General features: G+C 37.2%; 18 protein-coding genes. 9 read left to right on the top strand and 9 right to left on the bottom strand.

The window, feature by feature from the left end; translation table 11 throughout:
• Positions 1-254: 254 nt before the first annotated feature.
• The 3 genes from C1634_RS13580 (at position 255) to C1634_RS25815 (ending at position 3,648) form a co-directional block, all read left to right on the top strand.
• Positions 255-1,817, top strand: coding sequence for an MFS transporter (locus tag C1634_RS13580; RefSeq protein ID WP_123921453.1), 1,563 nt, complete (start codon positions 255-257; stop codon positions 1,815-1,817).
• A gap of 208 nt (positions 1,818-2,025) precedes the next feature.
• Positions 2,026-3,387, top strand: a complete 1,362-nt coding sequence (locus C1634_RS13575; RefSeq protein WP_109738593.1) for an aldehyde dehydrogenase — start codon at positions 2,026-2,028, stop codon at positions 3,385-3,387.
• A 69-nt stretch (positions 3,388-3,456) separates the two neighbouring features.
• Positions 3,457-3,648 carry a hypothetical protein gene (locus C1634_RS25815; protein WP_123921451.1) on the top strand — a complete coding sequence of 64 codons (192 nt, stop codon included), beginning with the start codon at positions 3,457-3,459 and terminating at the stop codon, positions 3,646-3,648.
• A gap of 48 nt (positions 3,649-3,696) precedes the next feature.
• Here C1634_RS25815 and C1634_RS13570 read toward each other — a convergent pair whose 3' ends face one another.
• Positions 3,697-4,263 carry a thioredoxin family protein gene (locus C1634_RS13570; protein WP_103233328.1) on the bottom strand — a complete coding sequence of 189 codons (567 nt, stop codon included), beginning with the start codon at positions 4,261-4,263 and terminating at the stop codon, positions 3,697-3,699.
• 82 nt (positions 4,264-4,345) lie between these two features.
• Here C1634_RS13570 and C1634_RS13565 point away from each other — a divergent pair, with 82 nt between their 5' ends.
• From C1634_RS13565 to C1634_RS13555, 3 genes are all read left to right on the top strand, one after another.
• Positions 4,346-5,230, top strand: coding sequence for a lysophospholipid acyltransferase family protein (locus C1634_RS13565; protein ID WP_103233327.1), 885 nt, complete (start codon positions 4,346-4,348; stop codon positions 5,228-5,230).
• A gap of 6 nt (positions 5,231-5,236) precedes the next feature.
• The gene (locus C1634_RS13560; RefSeq protein WP_109738592.1) at positions 5,237-6,214 is read left to right on the top strand and encodes a glycosyltransferase family 2 protein; all 978 of its coding nucleotides are present in this window, start codon (positions 5,237-5,239) and stop codon (positions 6,212-6,214) included.
• 203 nt (positions 6,215-6,417) lie between these two features.
• The gene (locus C1634_RS13555; protein ID WP_109738591.1) at positions 6,418-6,972 is read left to right on the top strand and encodes a 3'-5' exonuclease; all 555 of its coding nucleotides are present in this window, start codon (positions 6,418-6,420) and stop codon (positions 6,970-6,972) included.
• 37 nt (positions 6,973-7,009) lie between these two features.
• On the opposite strand, the gene apaG is transcribed toward C1634_RS13555, so the two are convergent.
• The 8 genes from apaG to glgB form a co-directional block, all read right to left on the bottom strand.
• Complete coding sequence (apaG, locus tag C1634_RS13550; protein WP_103233324.1) at positions 7,010-7,399, bottom strand: Co2+/Mg2+ efflux protein ApaG; 390 nt, start codon at positions 7,397-7,399, stop codon at positions 7,010-7,012.
• 80 nt (positions 7,400-7,479) lie between these two features.
• Positions 7,480-8,733: a 2-oxoglutarate dehydrogenase complex dihydrolipoyllysine-residue succinyltransferase gene (gene odhB / locus C1634_RS13545; RefSeq protein WP_109738590.1), complete on the bottom strand. Its 1,254-nt coding sequence runs from the start codon at positions 8,731-8,733 to the stop codon at positions 7,480-7,482.
• 39 nt (positions 8,734-8,772) lie between these two features.
• Positions 8,773-11,586, bottom strand: a complete 2,814-nt coding sequence (locus C1634_RS13540) for a 2-oxoglutarate dehydrogenase E1 component (RefSeq protein WP_109738589.1) — start codon at positions 11,584-11,586, stop codon at positions 8,773-8,775.
• Positions 11,587-11,711: 125 nt separating this feature from the next.
• Positions 11,712-12,752, bottom strand: a complete 1,041-nt coding sequence (locus tag C1634_RS13535; RefSeq protein ID WP_109738588.1) for an SRPBCC domain-containing protein — start codon at positions 12,750-12,752, stop codon at positions 11,712-11,714.
• Positions 12,753-13,008: 256 nt separating this feature from the next.
• The gene (locus C1634_RS13530; RefSeq protein WP_103233320.1) at positions 13,009-14,277 is read right to left on the bottom strand and encodes a glucose-1-phosphate adenylyltransferase; all 1,269 of its coding nucleotides are present in this window, start codon (positions 14,275-14,277) and stop codon (positions 13,009-13,011) included.
• 17 nt (positions 14,278-14,294) lie between these two features.
• Positions 14,295-14,831, bottom strand: a complete 537-nt coding sequence (locus C1634_RS13525) for an FEKKY domain-containing protein (protein ID WP_103233319.1) — start codon at positions 14,829-14,831, stop codon at positions 14,295-14,297.
• A 1-nt stretch (position 14,832) separates the two neighbouring features.
• Positions 14,833-16,242, bottom strand: a complete 1,410-nt coding sequence (locus tag C1634_RS13520) for a glycogen synthase (RefSeq protein ID WP_103233318.1) — start codon at positions 16,240-16,242, stop codon at positions 14,833-14,835.
• 3 nt (positions 16,243-16,245) lie between these two features.
• Complete coding sequence (gene glgB / locus C1634_RS13515; RefSeq protein ID WP_185145130.1) at positions 16,246-18,192, bottom strand: 1,4-alpha-glucan branching protein GlgB; 1,947 nt, start codon at positions 18,190-18,192, stop codon at positions 16,246-16,248.
• A gap of 201 nt (positions 18,193-18,393) precedes the next feature.
• Between glgB and C1634_RS13510 the strand changes: the two genes are divergently transcribed.
• From C1634_RS13510 to C1634_RS13500, 3 genes are all read left to right on the top strand, one after another.
• Positions 18,394-19,515 (top strand): alpha/beta hydrolase, encoded by a 1,122-nt coding sequence (locus C1634_RS13510; RefSeq protein WP_109738587.1) that lies wholly within the window; start codon positions 18,394-18,396, stop codon positions 19,513-19,515.
• 81 nt (positions 19,516-19,596) lie between these two features.
• Complete coding sequence (locus tag C1634_RS13505) at positions 19,597-21,012, top strand: leucyl aminopeptidase family protein (RefSeq protein ID WP_109738586.1); 1,416 nt, start codon at positions 19,597-19,599, stop codon at positions 21,010-21,012.
• Positions 21,013-21,153: 141 nt separating this feature from the next.
• Complete coding sequence (locus C1634_RS13500) at positions 21,154-22,368, top strand: ATP-grasp domain-containing protein (RefSeq protein ID WP_109738585.1); 1,215 nt, start codon at positions 21,154-21,156, stop codon at positions 22,366-22,368.
• Positions 22,369-22,552 lie beyond the last annotated feature (184 nt).

Raw genomic sequence — 22,552 nt, 5'->3', positions numbered from 1 at the left:
GTTTTAGAGTTTTAGAGTTTTAGAGTTTTAGAGTGCAAAATTACCTTCCAATCGACATATTTCAGACTTTCAAATTAAATTATTTTTTTAGCGAAAAGGCAAAAGGGCAATATAACAGATCTGCGAATTTTTTCTTGAGCATATTTGTCATTTTACCTTTTACACTTTCATCCCTTTTGTCTTTTCGCTTTTTTAAATCTGGCTCAATAGCAATGTGCCATTTCTTTTTCTAAGCTTAGTGCTTTCCAAAAATTATGCAACACAATACAGTTTATCATAAATGGGTACCACAATGGCTGAAACTGCCTTTGCTTATATTGGCATTGTTTCCCCACCTGATGTTGTTGTCGCTTTTGCATTCCAATAGCGCCTTCACGTCTTCTTTTATGGATGTAGATTCAGACGACATCCAATACTTAATGATTTTGATGTACGGGACATTTGTGGTTACCCTTTTAGTTTTACAGCGGTTTATGGCTTATTTCAGCGTAAAATATTATGTACTACTGATGGCCTCTGTTTCAGTGATCATTCTTTATGTTTTATCAGTTACCCATGATTATCATGTTATTCTGGTGATTCGCTTCTTAGAAGGTATTTTTGGGTTATTGGAAGGGGCTATTTTTCTTCCCCTGATTATTGCCGAATTAAAAACAAGACATGCTAAAGTTGTAGCCTATCTCTTTATGTATACGATCATGCTGACCGGAGGTACAATCACCACTTCTCTGTTGAAATCAAGCATTGAAAATTACGATTTCCAGCATATGATCCTGATGATGCTCTATTTTCATGTATTTGTACTCATCATTGGTATTGCCTTATTCAACAAAAACAGATTTTTCCCTAAAAAACCTTTATACCAATTGGATATTACCAGCTGGTTTTTACTTTGGGCATGCCTGCAGGCTGGTGGATACGCCATTATTTATGGTAAAAGACTCATGTGGTTTGAGTCTGATACTATTATCATGTGCTTATTTGTATTCCTTCTTTCCGGGGGATTATTCATGCTTAAGCAGAGAAACTCCAAAAGACCACTGTTTCACTTTGAAGTTTTCAGTTCAAAAAATGTGATCGCAGGAATGATTCTGTTTTTCATTTTTTATCTGATCCGCTCAGGGCTTAATAATGTATACAGCATCATGGCAACCGTATGGAAATGGCCATGGGATTATATTGTGAACATCCAGTATTGGAATGTTGCAGGAACTCTTTTAGGGGTATTATTATCGGGAATCTGTCTGGTTCGCGGGGTTTCTTCGAGAATTGTTTTCTTTACAGGATTTCTTTTACTGGCTATTGATTGTGCATGGTTTACCTACACTTTTTACCCTGACACTACCCTTTCCACCATTTGTCCGCCTTTATTTTTACAGGGTGTCGCTCAGGGACTATTATTTACTCCGTTGGTTTTCTTTTTAATTTCAGCTACACCGGAAGAATATGTTGCCAATGCTACAGCTTTAGGAACTACAACCCGTTTCTGGACAACAGCCATCGGATATGCTTTGATGCAGAACCTGATGTTGTTTTTAACCTTAAAACATTCTGATACGCTGAGTTCTAATCTCATCGATACCAATCCCGTTTTTTACAGTCAATGGAGCCAGCTTTTCGGATCCAATATTTCAAAACTTCCGGTCAACGAATCGCTATCTATGACAGCGGGCGCTTTTAAAGCTAAAATAATGGCTCAGTCTATCCTTCTTTCTAATATGGAAATTTTCACAGGACTGTTCTGGCTGGCACTTGTTACGGCAATTGGTCTACTGCTTTATCATCCTGTAAAGATCGCCGTAAGGAATATCATGTAAAAGAAAGAAAGCAGTAAGACGTATATAATAATTAAAGTTTCTCCGACCACCACATACATTTAATAATTTTTTATTCAAATAACGACCTATCTTCAAACGATCAGGAGTTACTTCTTTCATCATCTATAACCACTTTGGCCGGTTTATTGTTCCTCTTTCCCGATAGCAATATTGCACAGATTACTTCGTTTAAAACAAAAGCTTACCCATGGAAATTGAAAGTATCCTACTGAAGCAACGAGATTTTTTTGCCACCCAGCAAACCAAAAGTCTTACTTTCCGGAAAATGTATCTTGAAAAGCTTAAAAGTCTTATTATTTCTAATGAGAATATGCTGTACGAAGCCATTAACAAGGATTTTGGAAAATCAAAATTCGATACTTTCACGACAGAATTATCCTTTATTCTGAATGATATTAATTATTATCTCAAGCATTTAAAATCCCTTTCAAAACCTAAAAAAGTAAGTACCAATCTTCCCAATCAACTAGGAAGCAGTAAAATTCATGCTGATCCTTTGGGTTGTACATTAGTTATCGGAGCTTGGAATTATCCTTATCAGTTATCACTTTCTCCTCTTATTGCAGCCATGGCAGCTGGAAACTGCTGTATTCTTAAGCCCAGTGAAATCGCTGAAAATACAATGAAAGCTATGGCATCCATCATCAATGAAAATTTTCCATCTGAATATCTATATGTATATGAAGGCGGCATTGATGAAACTACGGCTCTTCTACAATTAAAATTTGATAAAATATTCTTCACCGGAAGTACAAAAGTAGGAAAGATCGTTTACAAAGCTGCTGCAGAGCATCTTACTCCCGTAGTCCTTGAATTGGGCGGAAAGTCTCCTGCAATCGTTACCAAAAATGCCAATCTCGAAATGGCTGCCAAAAGAATTGTATGGGGAAAGTTTCTCAATGCCGGACAAACCTGTGTAGCTCCCGATTATCTGCTGGTAGAGGAAACTATTCAGGAGCAGTTTCTGGAAATGCTTAGGAAATACATCAAAGAATTCAGATATGATCCCGATTCTGAACAATATACAAGAATCATTAATCAAAGGAATTTTCAGCGTCTTATACGCCTTATTGATAAAGAAAAAATCTATTCCGGAGGGAGCTTCAATGAAGAAAAGCTGTACATAGAACCCACAATTCTAAATCATGTAGATTGGAATGATGAGATCATGCAGGAAGAAATTTTCGGTCCGCTCCTGCCCGTTATCAGTTTTCAGAATTATAATGCTGCACTGAATTCTATTCTGGAACTTGAAAAACCTCTAGCCGCTTATCTTTTTACGAATCATTCTGAAGAAAAAGAGATGTTTACCCGGAAATTATCTTTCGGAGGGGGCTGTATTAACGATACTATTATGCATTTAAGCAATGATAATCTGCCATTTGGAGGGGTGGGAAGTTCAGGAATAGGAAATTATCACGGGAAATATGGTTTTGAAGCCTTTTCCCATCAAAAAGCCATTCTCGAAAAAGCGACCTGGGGTGAACCCAACATCAAATATCCGCCTTATTCTGAAAAGAAACTAAGCTGGATTAAAAAATTGCTTTAATTTATCTCTAATAGGGGATTTTAATTAAAAAAAATAATATATTTACAGCCTAAACTAAATTTATAACCCATGAAAAATTTAAAAAAATTATCAAGAGAAAAATTAAGTAAACTATCAGGAGGACTATCATGTGCTTCATCTTGTTCAGATGGAGGTATGGTATATATAAGCTCTTGCACTTCATGCATCCAATATTCAGGCGGGGCTGCTTGTTATGATGCCAATGGAAGAGGTGCAATCCGCGTAGAAAATTGTGCTTAATACGATAAAAAACAAAAAAACCTTTCTATTTTTAGAAAGGTTTTTCTTTTATAGGACTTTTCCTTTTTCCAGAAATTCTTTTACTTTTTCTTTACTATATCCTTTTCCTTCTTCCAAAACCTCACTCTGCTGAACATGAATCTTTTTACCCTCTTTATCTAAAATGATGAAGAAAGGATAAAATTGTTGTTCTTTAATATTGATATATTGAGCAAAAACTTTTTCATTCTTATTCTCAGGAGAATAGTTCAGGTGATAGTATACATAATTTTTATCTGCTATTTCCTTCAGTTCAGGGGTATTCTGTACAAAATTATTAAAACGAAGACACCAGATACACCAGTTTCCACCAGCCTGGATCATTACATTCTTACCTTCCTTCTTAGCCTGAGCAATTACTTTATTTATATCTGCCTGAGCATCTGCTTTTGGATCATACGGTTTAGGAAGCTTAGCTTTTTCTTCAGCCGCTTTTTTCTTAGCATCCAATTCTGCCTGCCCAGTCGGTACGATAAGCGCCGTTTTTTGCTTTCCTTTATCTGGTGAATTCTTTACATCCTGTGAAAAAGCCAGAGTACTTAATCCCACGAAAGCCAATATTGTCAATTTTTTCATAACATTAAAAGTAAAAAAAATAATATATATCCCTCTGCAAAAATAGAACCATAATTTTATTATCACTAAATTTGCCTGTTTTATGAATTTCCTAATCAAAATATTATATCTGATCTCTAAGCTTCCGCTTAAAATATTGTATATTTTTTCGGACGTCATCTTTTTCCTAAATTATTATCTCGTAGGATATAGAAAGGAGGTCATTACTCAGAACCTGAGAAACTCATTTCCGGAGAAATCTGAAGAAGAGATCAAAGAGATACGAAAAAAATTCTACCTTAATTTTTCAGATTATCTGGTAGAAACTATAAAGTCCTTCAGTATTTCTGAAACAGAGGCCCGAGTGAGAATGCAGCATATCAATCAGGAGTTGTTTCATGACGCTAAGAAGGAAGGTAAAAATATTATCCTGCTGGCAGGACATGTGTTCAATTGGGAATGGATCAATGCATTGGCAAAGATTGTTCCTCAGGCTCACTGTCACCCTGTATACAGAAAGGTGAATAATGACTTTTGGGAGAACCAGATGAAGAAGGTCCGAAACAAATTCGGAAATGAAGCATTGGAAGCCAATGAAGTAATTATGAATATTTTTCGATCTAAAAACAATGGTGAATCAGCCTATATGTTTGTTGCTGACCAAACTCCTCACCACGCTCATGTTACTTATGGATTAGAATTCTTGAACCAACGAACTCCCGCTTTTATAGGATACGATAAACTCGCTACAAGAATGGATCTTTTTATTATCTATTGTGAGATGAAGAAGGTGAAACGAGGTTATTATCAAGTTAATTATCACAGAATATACCCGGATGGCGAAAAATTCACGGAAAATGAAGTCGTGAGAAAGTTTCATAAATTATTGGAAAACACACTGCATAAAAATCCGGACAACTATCTTTGGTCACACAGAAAATGGAAATATCAGGACTCTATCAAAAATTTTGATTCTGAAAAAAATTAGATTGAAATGCAGAAAAAACTGGCAGTTGCCATCTTAAACTGGAACGGCAGAGATTGGCTTGAAAAATTTCTTCCGGGTGTAGTTCAATTTTCCCAGAATGCGGATATTTATGTTATTGACAATCTTTCTACAGACGATTCTATAGATTTTTTACAAAAAAATTTCCCTACAGTACGCATTATTAAAAATGATAAAAACTACGGGTTTGCAGGCGGTTATAATGAAGGATTACGATCAATCAAAAATGAATACTACTGTCTTCTCAATTCTGATGTAGAGGTTACAGAGAACTGGATAGAACCGGCTCTGGAAGTATTAGAAAAGAATCCTGCAGTTTCTGCAGTGCAGCCTAAAATCTTATCTTATCATCATAGAAATTCTTTCGAATTTGCCGGAGCAGCCGGTGGTTTGATTGACAATCTTGGATATCCTTATTGCAGAGGAAGGGTTTTTGACGATCTGGAAGAAGATAAAGGGCAATATAATGACGAAACTGAGATCTTCTGGGCATCAGGATGCTGTTTATTCATCCGTTCAAAAGACTTCTGGGAGCAAAATGGTTTCGATGCACGATTTTTTGCCCATCAGGAAGAAATTGACTTGTGCTGGAGGCTCATCAATGCTGGAAAAAAGATTTATTATACCGGAAAATCCAGCGTATATCATGTAGGGGGTGGAACGCTCAACAAGCAGAGTGCACAAAAGACCTATCTCAACATCAGAAATAACCTTTCTATGATGCTAAAGAATCTCCCCTTTCCTCAATTGATCTGGCTCATTTTTTTCAGATTATGTCTGGATGGTGTTGCTGGGATTTATTTTGGATTAAAACATGGTTTCCCACACCTGTGGGCCGTGGTAAGGGCTCACTTCGGATTCTACAGACAACTTCCGGGAACATGGAAGCTGCGTCAGAAAAATCAAAAGAAGCAGTTCTATCAATCGAAATGGTTGATTTTTAGACATTTTTTGGGAGGAAGATAGAAGATAAAAGGTGGCAAGGAGTAAGGTAATGGGTTGCAGGGATTAGGGATTAGGAAATACCAATATCTGTAATACTAAGGACTGGGAACTGTTACGAGAGAAATATACCTTTCATCAACTTTGAACTTAAAACATTAAATTCTAAACTAGAAAGCTTATAACTAGTAACCAGCAATCAATTTATAATTTATACCTTTAAAACAATGGATTTCTGTGCAATAGATTTTGAAACAGCCACTCACGAGAAAAGTTCAGCTTGTGAGATGGGTATTTGTGTGGTACAGGATTCTAAAATTGTGGAAACTAAAACCTGGCTGATCAAACCTCCGAGCTTTCCTTATTTCAGTAGATTCAATATTGCAGTGCATGGGATTCATCCTGAAGATGTAAAAGATGCACCTACCTTTGATGAAGTATGGTATGAAGCTCAGGAAATGATGTATGGAAGCCTTATGATTGCTCATAATGCGGGTTTTGATGCTTCTGTTTTAAGAGGATGTCTTCAGCATTATGGGATGTTTACCCCCAATCTGAACTATCTGTGCAGCATACAGCTTGCGAAAAAATCATGGAATTACCTTCCGAAATACGGCTTAAAACCATTGGCAGAATATCACAAAATTGATTTTACCCACCACAGAGCGGGAGCTGATGCTGAAGTATGTGCAAAGATCTCTCTACTGGCTTTTGAGAAATTGTTTCTCACCAGTAATGATGAAGTAAACGATTATATGAAAGCGAAAATTAAAAAGCTTTAATAAGAACCCGGGTTCTTAATCTGCAATTTATTAATCATTAATTACTCAACACTTCAGACAATAGATTGAATTTTGGAATATCAATCTCAAAAGTCTCCTGTGTTTCCAGGTTTTTAACCAGGTATTTTCCGCTCATATTTCCTACTCCGGAACGAAGCATTACATTGGAGAAGTAAGCGAAATTTTCACCTATTCCTATTTCAGGAGTAAGGCCGATTACGCCATCACCTATAATCTCTGTGTATCCAAATCCTACGTCAAAAATTAACCATTTTCTTTTCAATACTTTGATAGGAAAGCTTCCGTCATTTTCTATCGTGATATTGTATTTAAAAACGTAACGGTTTTCGGATGGATAACTGTTTTTACTATCATATTCAGGTATTACTGAAACTTTGATATTGGAAGTCATTTTTGAAAACATCATTGTAGCATTTTCTTAATAAATACAAAAATCTCGCCTTTTTGAGGCGAGATTATATATTTATGTTAAAAATTTATTAAAACTTATAATCCAAGGCCTTTTCTTTCGTCACCTCCCATTAATATTTCAACAGGATTGTCGATACCTTCTTTTACCGCTACAAGGAATCCTACAGACTCTTTTCCGTCGATAATTCTGTGGTCATAAGACATTGCTACGTACATCATTGGTCTGATTACTACCTGCCCGTCAACCGCAACTGGTCTCTGGATGATGTTGTGCATTCCTAAGATTGCAGATTGTGGAGGGTTGATAATTGGTGTAGACAACATAGATCCGAAAGTACCACCATTTGTAATCGTAAACGTACCACCAGTCATTTCGTCAACAGTAATTTTACCGTCTCTTACTTTTGTAGCAAGATCTTTGATGTTTGCTTCAACTCCGCTGAAAGACATGTTTTCTGCATTTCTCAATACAGGAACCATCAATCCTTTAGGACCTGAAACTGCAATTGAAATATCACAGAAGTCATAGTTTATTTTAAAGTCTCCGTCGATAGATGCATTTACATCCGGATACATTTGTAATGCTCTTGTAACAGCTTTTGTAAAGAAAGACATGAAACCAAGTCCCACTCCGTGTTTCTGAGCAAATTCTTCCTTATATAGTTTTCTTAATCTGAAGATTTCAGACATATCCACTTCGTTGAAAGTCGTCAACATTGCTGTTTCGTTCTTTACAGAAACTAGTCTTTGAGCGATTTTTCTTCTTAAAACTGAAAGTTTAGTCGTAGTGGTAGTTCTTGCCCCTGTTGCTGTAGAAGGAGTTCCTCCTAATGCAGGAACAGCTGCTAATTCAGCATCAGTTTTAGTAATTCTTCCGTCTCTTCCTGTTCCTGAAACCTGACCAGCATTCATTCCTTTTTCATCAAGGATTTTCTTTGCAGCCGGAGATGGAGCTCCTGTTGCATAAGTTTGTGGTGCAGCTACCGGAGCAGCTGGTTTTGGAGCTTCTTGTTTAGCAGGCTCAGCAGCTTTCGGAGCTTCTTCCTGTTTTGGAGCTTCAGCAGCAGGTGCAGCACCTTCTGGTCTTGCAGCATCCATATCAATTAAACAAACTACCTGACCTACCTGTACTACCTCACCTTCTTCTGCTTTTAAAGTGATAACACCACTTTGTTCTGCAGGCAATTCAAGAGTTGCTTTATCTGAATCCACTTCGGCGATAGGTTGATCTTTTTCTACATAATCACCATCTTTTACTAACCAAGTTGCAATTTCAACTTCTGTAATTGATTCGCCCGGTGAAGGAACTTTCATTTCTAAAACTGACATATCGAGTATTTTTTATTTTTTAATGGAATATTATTTAAATTAAGCTGTAACAGGTCTTTTTGCCGGAGCATCATCTCTGTCGAAAACTCTGTTGATCACGGCATTTTGATTTTTCTCAAACATTTTGTGACTACCTGGAGCTGGCGCACCGCTTGGTACCGGAGCTACTACCTGAATACCTGTATCTCTGAAGTTTCTCAGGATATAAGACCAAGCGCCCATGTTTTCAGGTTCTTCCTGAGCCCACACCAATTGTTTTCTGTTTTCGTATTTGTTGAAGATCGCTTCAATAGCATCTGCCTGAAGTGGATATAACTGCTCGAATCTTACTAATGCAATATTTTCACAATTAAGTTCTTCTTTCTTCGCTAATAATTCGAAGTATAATTTACCTGAGCAAAGAACTACTTTTTCTACTTTTTTAGGATCTGCAGTAGGATCGTCTAAGATTGGCTGGAATGAACCGGTTGCAAAATCTTCAAGCGGAGAAACCACTTTAGGGTGTCTCAATAAAGATTTAGGGCTCATTACGATCAATGGTTTTCTGAATCCCCATTTCAACTGTCTTCTCAATAAGTGGAAGTAGTTGGCAGGTGAAGTAATATTGGCTACCACCATGTTTTCATTAGCACAAAGGGTAAGGAATCTCTCCAATCTTGCTGAAGAGTGCTCAGCACCTTGTCCTTCTGAACCGTGAGGCAATAACATGATCAATCCGTTCTGAAGTTTCCATTTTTCTTCCGCAGCCGCTAAATATTGGTCAACGATGATTTGAGCACCGTTCACGAAATCTCCGAACTGAGCTTCCCAGATTGTTAATGTATTAGGAGAAGCCATTGCATATCCATAGTCGAAACCTAGAACACCGTATTCTGAAAGGTGAGAGTTGAATACATCAAATCTGCTTTCTGATACGTGTCTTAATGGGATATATTCTTCTTCTGTATCTTCAGTTTTTACAACAGCATGTCTGTGAGAGAATGTACCTCTTTCAACATCTTCTCCGGAGATTCTTACGTTGTGACCTTCTACAAGGAGTGTTGCATAAGCTAACCACTCTCCTAACGCCCAGTCTAATGAATTACCTTCAATAGCTTTGATACGGTTTTCGAAAAGTCTTGTAATTTTATTGATGAATTTCTTATCTACAGGAAGTGTTGACATTTTAAGCGCCAATTCTTTCAGTTTTGCGATATCATATTTTGTATCAACCGGCAATTGAACAGCACCTCTTTTTCCAATTGGATAGTTTGTCCAGTCTTCAGACATGAACAAATCCATTACGTTCTTCTCAATTTCTTTTGAAGCATCAAAGTCTTTATCTAAAAGTGCTTTGAATTCTGTTTCCATTTTAGCAATTACATCATTGGAAGTAACGCTGTCTTTAAGTAATTTATCTTTATAAATTTCTCTTGGATTCGGGTGTTTTGAGATAGATTTATATAAGTTAGGCTGAGTGAACCTTGGCTCATCCCCTTCGTTATGTCCGTATTTTCTATATCCTAAAAGGTCGATATAAACATCTTTTCCGAATTTTGCTCTGAAATCAGCAGCAAAGTGAATAGCGTGAACAACCGCTTCAGCATCGTCAGCATTCACGTGCATTACAGGAGATTCTGTAACTTTTGCGATGTCTGTACAATATGTTGAAGATCTTGCATCCATATAGTTTGTTGTAAATGAAACCTGGTTATTTACAACGATATGAACTGTACCTCCTGTTCTGTATCCTTCCAATGTCATCATCTGAGCCACTTCATAAGCAATACCTTGTCCGGCAATAGCTCCATCTCCGTGGATAATGATTGGCAATACTTTAGAATAATCTTTGTATTTATCATCTACTTTTGCACGGCAGATACCTTCTACCAGAGCAGCAACCGTTTCAAGGTGAGACGGGTTTGGAGTAAGGTTGATACAAACTTCTTCTCCTGAAGCTGTTTTGATCTTTTTAGAAGATCCTAAGTGATATTTAACGTCACCTGAGAATACATCTTCTTCGAATTCTTTACCTTCAAATTCTGAGAAAATCTGCTTGTAAGATTTTCCGAAAATATTCGTCAGTACATTCAGTCTTCCTCTGTGAGCCATTCCTAATACCACTTCATCTACTCCTAACTGAGAAGATCTTGAGATCAATTGATCTAAAGCCGGGATTAATGTTTCTCCTCCTTCTAATGAGAATCTTTTCTGACCTACAAATTTTGTATGAAGATAATTTTCAAAGGCAACAGCCTGGTTTAATTTTAATAAGATTTCTGTTTTTTCATTCGCAGAAAGATTCGGGTGGTTTTCGTTTACCTGAAGCCATCTCTTGATAAAATCTTTTTCTTCAACATTGTTGATATGCATATATTCTACTCCGATAGAATCACAGTAGATGCTTTCAAGGTGCTTGATCAAATCTGCCAAAGTAGCAGGTTCTTTCATTCCTGTTTCAACAGCACAGTTGAATTTTGTATTTAAGTCTTCTTTAGAAAGACCGAAGTTTTCGATGTCTAAAGTAGGTGTGTAGTGTCTTCTTTCTCTAACTGGGTTAGTTTTTGTAAAAAGGTGTCCTCTTGTTCTGTAAGCCTCAATAAGGTTTACTACTTTAAATTCTTTTTTGATGTGCTCAGGAACTTCTCCATTTGATACCGCCTGAGAAATCTGTTGTACTGCCGGGGCAGCATTGGCCGAAGCCTGGATAAATTGAATGCTATCGTCATCTCCATAGTTCTCTAAAGCAAAATCGAAGCCTTGAAAGAAGGCTTTCCATGATGGTTCTAGAGAGTCCGGGAATTTTAAGTATTGTTGGTATAAATCCTCAATTAACTGAGAATGAGCTGCGTTTAGGAATGAAAATCTGTCCATTATTACAGTTTATCTATTTATTAAAATTTATTTGTAGAATTAATCTTCAAATTTAATAAAAAAAACCGAGTTAGAACAGTCTCAAACCGTTAAAAAAACTTAAGAAAAAAATAATTAAAGGAAATTTACTTATATACTGATAATGAGATCTTAACATTCGTATCCTGTCCTTCCATCGGACGTTCAATAAAGGTCTGACGAATCTCATTGAAGCGCATCTCGTCTTTTTTGGCTTTCTGAATCAACTGCTGGATTGCCCGAATTCGTCCCTCATAGTTGCCTTTATAGTAAATCACGTAATTTTGAGACGGATTTACGGACCTAAAATTGAAATTATTATCAGATACTCCAATTTTCTTAGAAAGTGGAATTCCGAGGAAATAAGAAACCTCCTTGTCTTTGTAATTATCCGCATCAGTAATCAGGATCGGATATCCGAATTCATCATCTTTTTTACCAAGGTCCATCGTCACGAAATTATAAACTTTGTTATAATTCATCACGATATTTTTGTAAAGAGCATCTTTTTTGTTGGATGTACTCACATTGATCCCCAACAACTGCTTATCTTCTTCTTTTTCCACCATCAGACTGTCATACTTGATGGCTGCCATCTGGTTATCTTTTTCTACTTTATTTCCTAAAGAGTTTTTAAGATTTGCCATGCTCTTGTCTATATTTTCAGCAAAGCGGTCTTCCGTCCAGAAGTTCTCTACCCTTCTCCAAACAGATAGTTTAGGGGTATGGACGTACCAGATTATTTTTGTTTTTTCTGCAGAAACAGGCTTAAATTTAACGTCAACCAGTGTTGGATTTTCATTTTCATCCTGAAAAAGCTGATATTTCAGCGTCTTGTTAAGATTCTCATATCTGATGAACATTTCCCCATCGCTATCATTTTTAGGATCCACATAGCTGATGGCACTTCCCTGTCCTTCATAAGGCGTATAGTAATCGATATCTATAGATTGTGAACTGGTAAAAAAGTTGTTCCATCTTGTGAAGTTCTGAAGATTGTTAAACTGAGCAAAAACTTTATCCACAGGATAATCGATCTCTTTTTCAATCGTGAAATTTTTGCTTTCCTCCACAAAATAGTACATGGAAGCAGCATAAGCTCCCCCCAACAGAACAATGATAAAAGTTAATATCTTAAAAATACGCATCGCACAAAAGTAATACAAATAAAAAAAGTGACCAATATGCTGATCACTCTGATTTTATGTTTAACAATAATTAACCTAGTTTATGGCTGGAAGCTGGGTGAGGGAAGCTGGAGGTTACTATTCGGCAGATAATTACTAATTATTTTTGATTAAAATTTTCGACCTTACCCAATAAACAGGAATTTTATATGATAAAATCTCTGGTCATCCTTCGTCCTTAATAACTTCTATCTTCCAGCATCCATCTTCCTTTCTCTTACCCTATATGGGTTCCCGGCGCCACTACAGCTCCTTTTTTCACGACCACAATCCCGTCCTGTACCGAATAGGTTCCATAATCTCCATCCGGGATATGTTTTCCTCCAATAATCTTCACATTGTCACCAATATAACAGTTTTTATCAAGGATTGCTTTTTCTATATAACAATATTTTCCGATCCCCATATTAGGGCGGCCACTTCTGTCGTTCAGCACAATTTCTGTGGTATTCTGGTAAAAATCGGCGCCCATGACGTAGGAATTCACAATGGTACTTCCTTTATCAATTCTCGTTCTGTTCCCGATCACCGAATTTTCAATTTTATCAGCCATGATGATACATCCGTCTCCAAAAACCGCCTTACTCACATAAGATCCGTTGATTTTTGATGGAGGAAGCATCCTTGCTCTGGTATAGATAGGAGAAGAAGAGAAAAGATTAAACTGCGGCAGATCCAAACAAAGGTCAAGATTCGCTTCGTAAAAAGATTCTATGGTTCCAATATCTGTCCAGTAGCCTTCATACTGATAGCTCAAGGTCTTATATTTCCCAATAGAACTTGGAATAATATCTTTTCCAAAGTCATCACCTGCACCTTCATCAAACATCTTTTTAAGGATACTCCTGGTAAAAATATAGATTCCCATAGAAGCCAGATATTCTTTTCCGGCTCGTTTATTTTCTTCTGAAACTTCAGATTTCAGCCCTTCCAGCATATCATAATCGGGCTTTTCATAGAAAGAAGTAATATTTCCTTCATCATCCGATTTTAAGATCCCAAAACCAGTGGCATCTTTTGCATTCACAGGAATTGTTGCAATGGTAAGATCACCCCCATTTTCGATATGAAAATCGAGCATTTCTCTGAAATCCATCTGATACAGCTGATCTCCTGAAAGAATCAGGATATAGTCATAATCATATTTTTCCAGGTGTTTCATAGACTGGCGTACAGCATCTGCCGTCCCTTGATACCAGCTTTCATTTTCTACATTCTGTTCGGCTGCCAGAATATCGACAAAACCTTTACTAAAAATATCAAAGTGGTAAGAATTCTTGATATGTGAATTGAGGGACGCAGAATTAAACTGCGTTAAAACCAAAATCTTATTCAATCCCGAATTCAGACAGTTTGAAATAGGAATATCTACCAGTCTGTATTTTCCTGCAATAGGTACAGCAGGTTTTGATCTGGAATACGTTAGCGGGAATAGCCTTGTCCCTCTGCCTCCTCCTAAAACAATGGAGATTACATTTCGATTCATAAATATCTTGCGTTTTTTTATTTTATTAAGTTTACTGTTCTATTCTTAGTGTTTACTGCTACTTTAAAGCATTCTTTATTTTCATATTTCAGATTCGGATTAACTACTACAACTTCATATTGTCCCTGATCATTAAGTTCTTTAACTTCTTTATCCACATTATCAATGGGAATATTGTGATCTCTCAGCATACTCCTGAATAATGTATTGACAATCAAAACATCCATTACATCTGCACTTTTGAAGGCAAAATCTTCTATATCCTTATGATATTTTGCTTCCCAGCCCGTCCCATATTTCCTGGTAATAGCGGCCCATGTTTTTTTGTTAGCTCTGTTTATTTTTTTTTCCAATTCATCATTAATAATACACTCACCTGTATGAACGGTTTTTATTTTCCACTTTTCAGAAATACCATTGGCAGCCTCTTCGCCATAGCTATCTTTAAGACCGGATCCGTATAGCCAGAAATAACCATTCCGAAGTCCATCGTCTTCCTTTTTACAGGAAGAGATTATGATTACTATGAATAAAAAGGAAAAAAACTTGGTCATATTAGCTATTATATAAAGCTATGTATTTTTCTGCAGATTTCTCCCATGCAAAATCAAAATTCATGTTGGCATGAATAAGTTCTTTCATCACTCCTTTTTGATTATAAATTGCCATTGCCCTGTTCATCGCATGTACAACATCATCTACACCCGGATACGTAAAATTTAGTCCTGCTCCACCGGTTGAAATATCTTCTACGGTATCTCTAAGGCCGCCCGTATATCTTACTACAGGAACGGTTCCGTATCTCATGGAATACATTTGATTCAGTCCGCAAGGCTCAACTCTGGAAGGCATCAGAAGAAAATCTGCCGAGGCGTATATCTTATGAGAAAGATGTTCTTTATATCCCAAATCCAGGGCAAAATTGGTGTAGGTATAGTCGTATTCTTTCAGCTTATTTTCAATGTAGGTGTTTCCTGAACCTAGAATCATAATATTTAAAGCTCCATAACTTTGTTTGATGCTTCTCCATACTACATCCGGCAGCAAATCTGCTCCTTTTTCTGTGGCAAATCTCCCGATAAAGGCAAAAAGAGGAAGTTCAGGTTTCAGACCATATTCCTTACAGAGTTTTTCTTTATTTTTTTTCTTCTGAGCGACTGCATTTTTACTGTTAAAATTAAAATCCAGCATCGGATCAGTTTCAGGATTCCAGACTTCTGCATCAATACCGTTGATGATACCGTATGCTTTCCCGAATTCCTGACGAACGAGACTTTCCAGTCCTCGGAAGCTTATAAAAAGTTCTTCCAGGTATCCTTCGGAGACGGTAGTAAAGGCATCAGCACATTTGATCATGCTTGCCAATGGATTCATAAACCCATTCCAGTCCATTTGTCCCCATTTGTAAGAATCAAAAGAAGGCATATAATTCGCCATATTCCAGCTCATCATTCCCTGATATTCGCCGTTGTGGATGGTGCCTATCGTTTTTACTCCTTTTAAGAATTCAAATTCCGCACAGTTTTCTACCATAAAAGGAACCAATCCGGTATGATAATCATGGCAGTGCAGTACATCGGGACGGATTTCCATGGCACACAACCAATGCAATACCCCATGTTGAAAAGCAAGAAACTGGAAACTTTCATCCTTGTATCCATAAGGATTGTCTCTATCTAATAATCCGGGAATTTTCACCATGTATAATTCAAATCCCAGAACATTTGTTTTTTCTTTCATAACCTGAACCTTCAACATATTATCAGGTCCCTGATGAATAAACCCATCAAAAACCAGATCAAATTCATGTTCATAAACAAAGGGTTTATTGTACCATGGCATCACGACCTTGGCATCTATTCCTTTTATTTTATTCTGATATTTCGGCAGTGCTCCGACTACATCCGCAAGACCTCCTACTTTAGCTACAGGATAACATTCTGTGCTTAAATGATAAATAACCATCCTTTATCTTTTGTGTTTAATTCTGTGTAATTTATACTTTTTATCTTTCTTTTGTTTCAAAATAATACCTGACAATGGAGGAAGCCTTACAGTCATTGATTTCTGATGCCCTCTCCATTCTTCATGTTTTTCTTCCACTATTTCAGGCTCTACCCCGCTTCCGCAGTATTTTTCATCATCGGAACTCAAAACAACTTCCCAGTGAGTCCCTGCAGGAATCCCAATTTTATAATCCAGTACTTTTGGAGCCAGATTCAGAGCTACCATCATCATATCATCTCTTTTTTTGCCTTTTCTGAGATATACATACACTGAGTTCTCCATATCATCTGCCTCCACCCATTCAAAACCGTGCTTGTCAAACTGATTTTCATACAATGCTGTTTCTGATGTGTACAAATGATTAAGTTCTTTGACGATTTCCTGCATTCCTTTATGAACAGGGTATTTCAGCAAATGCCAGTCGAGACTCTTTGTAAAGTTCCATTCGCTGGTCTGCCCGAATTCGTCACCCATAAAAAGCAGTTTGGCCCCGGGGTGGGTGTACATGTATACATATAAGGTACGCAGATTGGCAAATTTCTGCCATTCGTCCCCTTTCATTTTATAAATAAGACTTGCTTTTCCGTGTACGACTTCATCATGTGACAAAGGCATCATATAATTTTCATTATACATGTACATAGAAGCGAATGTCAGCTTGTGGTGATGGAACTTTCGATTATCAAAATCTTCTTTAAAATAATCCAAAGTATCATGCATCCATCCCATCATCCATTTCATTCCAAAACCTACTCCACCATCATGAACGGGTTTTGTAAGCATGGGGAAATCTGAACTTTCCTCAGCAATCGTCATAATAGAGTCTCCAAATTCCTTATAAACCGCTGTGTTGAATTCCTGTAAAAAGGCTTTCGCTTCCAGATTTACATTATCTCCATAGATATTAGGTTCCCATTCACCTTCATTTCGTGAATAATCCAGGTGAAGCATAGAAGTTACGGCATCTACACGCAATCCGTCAACATGATAGCGGTCCAGCCAGAACATCGCATTTGAAATCAGAAAAGATTTCACTTCATTTCTTCCGTAATTGAAAATATGTGATTTCCAATCGGGATGAAACCCTTTTCTCGGATCTTCATGTTCATAGAGGTATGACCCATCAAAACGGTGAAGACCATTAGCATCTCCCGGAAAATGTGATGGAACCCAGTCCAGGATAACTCCTATTTCATTTTTATGAAGTTCTTCAATGAGAAACATCAGATCCTGAGGTGAACCGAAACGTGAAGTCGCTGCATAAAAGCCCGTAATCTGATATCCCCAGCTTGGGTCATACGGATATTCCATCACCGGCATAAATTCTACATGAGTAAAACCCATTTCTTTGATATAAGGAACCAGTTTTTCAGCAATACCCCGGTAATTCAGAAAACGATCGGGATAATCTCCTTCCCTTACCCACGAAGCCAGATGAAGTTCATATACAGATAGAGGAGCTTCCAGCGTATTTTTTTTCCAGCGGTTATCCATCCATTCCTGATCACTCCATTCATACCAGGTTGTGGAAACCAATGAAGCCGCCTGGATGTTCTGTTCCCAGCTTGATGCATAAGGGTCACTTTTCTCCAGGATCTCTCCTCTTGGTGTTTCTATAGCATATTTGTATAATGTTCCCCAGGTTAATCCTTCAATAAATCCTTCCCAGATTCCTGATTCGTCCCATCTTGGAAACAAAATATGATCTTTATGATTCCAGTTATTAAAATTTCCAATCACGGAAACTTTCTTTGCATTAGGTGCCCACACTGAAAAGTACACGCCCTTCACGCCATCTTTTTCTGCAGAATGTGCTCCAAATTTACCATACAGCTTATAATGTCTACCTTCTTTGAAAAGATACACATCATGATCGGTGAAAAGCGTGTAGGTTTTAACAGAATTCATCAATATCAGTTTATATTTATAATTTCCTTGAAACTACGAAAAATACTGACAACAGCGATTAATTATTCATCAAATAATTATCAATATCATTTCGTGTTTTGTCTTTCTATCAAATATATCATTTTTTAGCTCACATTTTTATGATTTCAAAACAATCTTTTTTTATAAATTTAGCATCACTATTTTTATTAAACACATACGATGAGGTTTGAACTTTATACAGAAGAAAAAGATGACAGGCCGGTATTTATCACCGGAAATTTCAACAATTGGAACCCTAAGGACTACAATTTTCAGCTTAAACAAGAGGATTCTCTTCATTATTTTATCGAAATCGAGGATCAGCTCCTTCCTGAAGACATTGAATACAAATTCACAAGAGGAGGCTGGGAGAATGGGGAACTGGATCAATATGGCAATATCACCCCCAACCGGAAAGTAAAAAAATCAGCAGGTAAAGCGACTGATACTATAAAAAAATGGAGGTTGAACTGGGGACCGTTCAAAGAAGAATATTTTCCCACCGCAGAGGTAATTTCCGAACAATTCTATATCCCGCAGCTCGACCGTTATCGTAAAGTATGGGCACTGCTTCCTTACGACTATCATACTACTGATAAGCGTTATCCGGTGCTGTATCTTCAGGATGCGCAGAATTTGTTTAATGAAGGAAGTGGGTTCGGGAACTGGGAAATTGACAAAAAACTATCTATCCTTGCAGAATACGGCCGTGGTGATCTTATCATCATCGCGATAGAGCATGGCAGTGAAGAAAGAATCAAAGAATATATTTTCGATAACGATCATGTTGCCAACGGTTCTGAGGGTAAAAAATACATCCGCTTTATCGCAGATACTTTAAAGCCTTTTGTGGATGAAAACTACAGAACCAAAAAAGACCGCGACAATACCGGAATCGGAGGAAGCTCATTAGGTGCACTAATCAGCATCTACAGCGGATTCCTTTACCCTGAAGTATATTCCAAATTATTGATCTTCTCCCCTTCACTTTGGGTAGAACCAAATAACAATTTCCCCATGATGAACTTCCGGGTTCCTTTTAAAACAAAAATATATCTCTATGGTGGCGGTCAGGAAGGCTCTAAGATGGTCAAAAGGATTCATATTTTTGAAGAATATCTGAAAAGATGGGAAGAGAAAAAGCTTTTTGATTTTGAATTTAAAACCAATATCAATCCTGAAGGTACCCATAATGAATTTTACTGGTCACAGGAATTCCCAAGAGCTATTGAATGGCTGTTTTATGATAATACAGAAAACCCTGTAGAAGTGAAACCACAACAACAAAGCATTAAAAACTAAGGATACAAAATCACTGAGCAAAATTCAGGCATATGAAATTGGTGATTGCGTACGATCTTAGAAAAAAAATAATATCAATTTATGAAACTAATTAATAAAAAAAACAAAAATTACACCCAGGTTTTCCATGTATTCACAGAGGAAGAATGGACTAAAACCAGTAAAAATTTCAATAAAAATATTTCTACTTTTTTCACGGGAAAGAAGTATGAAGTTTTCATCAATGCTCATGAAGAAGGAATTACCTATTTCATCGGATTAGGAAAATCGACATTACAAAACTTCGAAATCCAGCAGGTTGCTGCCAAATTCTCACAGACACAGAAAGAAAAACTGCAGGCTGTTCCTACACTGGCACTGGCAGATTTCATGAATGAAAAACAATTTGAAGAATTGGTCAAAGGTCTATTGGCTGGAACGTACAACTACCCTTTTGAAAAAACACATGCTTTCTGGAACACAAAATTTGAATTGCATTTTGAGAATTTAAGCCAAAAGAAATTAGACCATATCAGCCAGAAAACAGAAGCCTTAATTAATGGGCAAACCGCTTGCCAGGACTGGCTTAACAAGCCTGCTAATCTTAAAAAACCGGATATTTTCAGTGCTTATCTAAAAAATCTGGCTAAAAAACATGAATTAAAATATACGGTCTTCAACAGAAAAAAATGTGAGGAACTTGGACTGGGCGCTTACATTGCCGTTAACCAGGGAAGTGCCTATGATGCAGCCTTCACTATTTTAGAATATAAAACTACGGTTAAAAATGCCAAAACTTTCGGACTGGTCGGAAAATGTGTCCTTTTTGACACAGGTGGTATATCATTGAAAGATTCAACCAACCTGCATTATATGAAATCTGATATGGGGGGAGCAACAGCTGTTCTGGGAGCATTAATCTATGCTGCTGAAATGGAACTTCCTGTCAATATTGTAGCTGTTCTTCCTATCACAGACAACGCCATTTCCGAAAAAGCACTGATCCCAAGTGATGTTATCAAAGCTTATAACGGAAAGACTATTGAAATCATTGATACCGATGCTGAAGGCCGACTGATTCTTGCCGACGGATTGTCTTATCTTTCTAAAAACTATAAGACCGATCTCATGATTGATCTGGCTACTTTAACAGGAAGCTCAGTACGAATGTTCGGAGACACTTGTGCCGCCATGTTCTCCAATAATGAAGAATTGAAAAACACGCTTATAAGAACCGGAGATCAAACCAACCAAAGGCTCTGGAATCTGCCTTTATGGGATGTATGGAAAGATGACTTTAAGTCTGATGTAGCTGATATGAAAAACATCTCCCTGAAGCCTATCGGAGACTGTATCATTGCTGCAAAATTTTTGGAACAATTCATTGAAAATCATCCTAATTGGGCCCATCTTGATATTGCTGGAGTAGCCTTCGGAAGCGTAGGCTATGCCAAGGAAAAAGCGGCTACCGGTTTTGGAGTTCAATTGCTCGTGGATTTAATCGAAAATTATCACTAAAAATTAGTTTTTTACAAAAAATCTCTGTATAATTGATTAGTGAATTTTCAAAAACACACGATATTGCATTTTTTACTATTAATAAAATAATAAACAAACGCTTTTATTTTTGAAAATTCACTAAATATTAAAAAACATTATATGGAGAAGAAAACTATTGTGTGTATTTCGTGCTATTACAAAGGCTACGATTTTATGGACGAAATGAAGAATCTCGGCAATAAAATCATCCTGGTAACTTCAGAAAACCTTAAAGAAAAAAACTGGCCATGGCATGCCATTGAAGAGGTGTTTTATATGCCCGAACTCAAACCGTCCGTATGGAATCTGGAACATCTGATTCAGGGATTTTCCCATCTCATGAAAACCAGAAAAGTAGATGCTGTAGTGGCATTGGATGATTATGATGTAGAGAAAGCAGCATTAATCAGAGAAACATTCCGTATTCCTGGAATGGGACAAACGACTCACCGCTATTTCAGAGATAAACTGGCGATGCGGCAAAAAGCTAAAGATTCCGGGATCAGTGTTCCTGAATTTACAGCTGTATTCAATGAAAATGAAGTCAATGAATTTACAGACCTCGTTCCTGCACCATGGGTACTGAAACCCAGATCGGAAGCTTCGGCATCAGGAATTAAGAAAATAACGACCCAAGAACAGCTGCATGAAGCATTAGATATTCTTGGGGAAGAACGTCATCTTTTTTTACTGGAAAGTTTTAAACCAGGAGATGTTTACCATGTAGACAGCCTTACTTTCAATAAAGAGATTGTATTTACTTCTGCTTCAAAATATCTGGCTCCGCCCATGCAGGTTTCGCATGAAGGAGGTGTATTTCGTTCCAAGACTCTGGGAAGGTACTCTGAAGAATTTAAAGCGCTGGAAGAAATTAACGCCAAAGTCCTTTCCAATTTTGGACTTATCAATGGTGCTACCCATACAGAATTTATCCGCGGAAAAGAAGACGGAAAATGGTACTTCCTTGAAACATCATCAAGAGTTGGCGGTGCTCACATTCCTGATTTGGTGGAGGCTTCAAGCGGAATTAATATCTGGAGAGAATGGGCTAAAATTGAAGATGCTCTTTTGAGAGGTAATCATTACAGTATCTCACCTCCTACAGGATATTATTCCGGGCTGATTGTTGCCCTGATTAAGGATAAAGAGCCCGATTACAGCAATTTTGAATGTGAGGAAGTCGTGAAATTCCTTCCGATAGATTATCATGTTGGGATTGTTTACAAATCCAGTGATGCCTCCATTATACAGGACAGGCTGGATTCTGCCGCAGAAATGATTCATGCGGACATGCTGAACATTCTACCTCCCAAAAGCAACAAGCTTACTTCCTAGATCATGAAGTCCAATATTGACATCAAAAATGTTATTGAATTCATAATATATAATCTTCCAGGAGAATCCATTCTAAAACGTAACTTAGAAAACATAAGTCCTAGAAAATGACATAACAAAGTATATTATCAGATCATTGACTCTCATAATGCCAATACACTGGGCTCAAAATGGATTTTTAAAG

This window comes from Chryseobacterium viscerum, assembly GCF_002899945.2.
In the GTDB taxonomy this organism is placed as follows: Bacteria; Bacteroidota; Bacteroidia; order Flavobacteriales; family Weeksellaceae; genus Chryseobacterium; species Chryseobacterium viscerum.
This window is presented reverse-complemented; position numbering and strand designations above follow the sequence as displayed.

Bases quoted from the DNA above. Each gene is read 5' to 3' on its own strand.
- C1634_RS13580 (WP_123921453.1), top strand. From the start codon at position 255: ATGCAACACAATACAGTTTATCATAAATGGGTACCACAATGGCTGAAA.
- C1634_RS13575 (WP_109738593.1), top strand. From the start codon at position 2,026: ATGGAAATTGAAAGTATCCTACTGAAGCAACGAGATTTTTTTGCCACC.
- C1634_RS25815 (WP_123921451.1), top strand. From the start codon at position 3,457: ATGAAAAATTTAAAAAAATTATCAAGAGAAAAATTAAGTAAACTATCA.
- C1634_RS13570 (WP_103233328.1), bottom strand. From the start codon at position 4,263: ATGAAAAAATTGACAATATTGGCTTTCGTGGGATTAAGTACTCTGGCT.
- C1634_RS13565 (WP_103233327.1), top strand. From the start codon at position 4,346: ATGAATTTCCTAATCAAAATATTATATCTGATCTCTAAGCTTCCGCTT.
- C1634_RS13560 (WP_109738592.1), top strand. From the start codon at position 5,237: ATGCAGAAAAAACTGGCAGTTGCCATCTTAAACTGGAACGGCAGAGAT.
- C1634_RS13555 (WP_109738591.1), top strand. From the start codon at position 6,418: ATGGATTTCTGTGCAATAGATTTTGAAACAGCCACTCACGAGAAAAGT.
- apaG (WP_103233324.1), bottom strand. From the start codon at position 7,399: ATGATGTTTTCAAAAATGACTTCCAATATCAAAGTTTCAGTAATACCT.
- odhB (WP_109738590.1), bottom strand. From the start codon at position 8,733: ATGTCAGTTTTAGAAATGAAAGTTCCTTCACCGGGCGAATCAATTACA.
- C1634_RS13540 (WP_109738589.1), bottom strand. From the start codon at position 11,586: ATGGACAGATTTTCATTCCTAAACGCAGCTCATTCTCAGTTAATTGAG.
- C1634_RS13535 (WP_109738588.1), bottom strand. From the start codon at position 12,752: ATGCGTATTTTTAAGATATTAACTTTTATCATTGTTCTGTTGGGGGGA.
- C1634_RS13530 (WP_103233320.1), bottom strand. From the start codon at position 14,277: ATGAATCGAAATGTAATCTCCATTGTTTTAGGAGGAGGCAGAGGGACA.
- C1634_RS13525 (WP_103233319.1), bottom strand. From the start codon at position 14,831: ATGACCAAGTTTTTTTCCTTTTTATTCATAGTAATCATAATCTCTTCC.
- C1634_RS13520 (WP_103233318.1), bottom strand. From the start codon at position 16,242: ATGGTTATTTATCATTTAAGCACAGAATGTTATCCTGTAGCTAAAGTA.
- glgB (WP_185145130.1), bottom strand. From the start codon at position 18,192: ATGAATTCTGTTAAAACCTACACGCTTTTCACCGATCATGATGTGTAT.
- C1634_RS13510 (WP_109738587.1), top strand. From the start codon at position 18,394: ATGAGGTTTGAACTTTATACAGAAGAAAAAGATGACAGGCCGGTATTT.
- C1634_RS13505 (WP_109738586.1), top strand. From the start codon at position 19,597: ATGAAACTAATTAATAAAAAAAACAAAAATTACACCCAGGTTTTCCAT.
- C1634_RS13500 (WP_109738585.1), top strand. From the start codon at position 21,154: ATGGAGAAGAAAACTATTGTGTGTATTTCGTGCTATTACAAAGGCTAC.